The following is a 1,017-nucleotide window of genomic DNA, read 5'->3' on the forward strand; positions in this document are numbered from 1 at the left end:
GGCTGGGTCTGATAGGCATCGAGCGTGCGACCGCCGTAAAGGGCACCGAGCTGGGCCAGGGTGTCGGCCAGCTCGGGGTGGTCGTCGGCGGTCACGCGCTGCTTCAGATAGACCTCGCCGGTGACGGGCGCGACGCTGATCTCCTGCGCCGTCTCGAAGGGCACGGGCCGGCTGATGATGGCGCGCTCGCGCAGGTCCAGGGCCTCGCGGGCCTCGTCGGGCAGGCGCAGCGTGACCAGGCCGCGGGCCATGCGGGCGGGCTTGAGGCCAATGCCCAGCAGGTTCAGGAAGACACGGCGCTGCAGCTCCGGCACCTGGTTGGCGCGGTAGAGCAGGGCGTCGCCGAGGAAGGCAAAGAGCTCGATCAGCGTGCGGCCGGGGTCGCCCACGCGCGGGTCGGTCCACTCCGGCGTGTGGGCGGGGATGCGGGCCAGCAGGTCGGCGACGAGGTCGTCGGCGCAGCGGTCGTCCAGCAGGGGGATGGGCAGCGGCATGTCCTCAGCTTCCCAGGGTCAAGGCCAGCGCCATGCGCTGCGGTTCACCGGTGCGGCGCAGCCGGTAGTGCACGGCGATGTGGACGACGCGCGGGTCTTCGGGGTCCTCGTCCACGTCGATGCGCTCCACCTGGGCGCGCGGCTCCAGGCGGCCTATAGCGCCACTGATTCGCTCGTGCAGGCGGGCGCGCACGGTGAGGTTGTTGGGCTGGTTCAGGAAGTCCTGCACGCCGGCACCGAAGTCAGGGTGCATCAGCAGCTCGCCCGGCCGCGTGGCGAGCACGCAGCGCAGGCCGTCGGCCACGCTGCGCGCCAGGCCCGGCCAGGCCCAGCGACCGTCGATGTCGGGCCGGCCGAGCAGCGGAAAGCCGATCGGCGGGGAAATTTCGGGGGCGAGCTTGYGGGCCATGGTGTCTTATTTCTTCTTGGGCACCGGCAGGCAGATCTTCACCAGCGGCAACCAGAAGAACACGAGGTTGAGCAGGGACAGCACGACATTGAGCAGGATGAAGGCGCAGATCGT

1 protein-coding gene and 1 pseudogene are annotated in these 1,017 nt (G+C 70.4%); both read right to left on the reverse strand.

From position 1 onward, the window contains the following. Positions 1 to 494 (reverse strand): annotated as a pseudogene (locus AC1DU6_RS32670) (putative baseplate assembly protein); the annotation flags it as partial. Positions 495 to 498: 4 nt separating this feature from the next. Next, positions 499 to 903 (reverse strand): GPW/gp25 family protein, encoded by a 405-nt coding sequence (locus tag AC1DU6_RS32675; protein ID WP_477862415.1) that lies wholly within the window; start codon positions 901 to 903, stop codon positions 499 to 501. Positions 904 to 1,017 lie beyond the last annotated feature (114 nt).

The sequence above is a fragment of the Roseateles sp. P5_B10 genome (assembly GCF_056400485.1).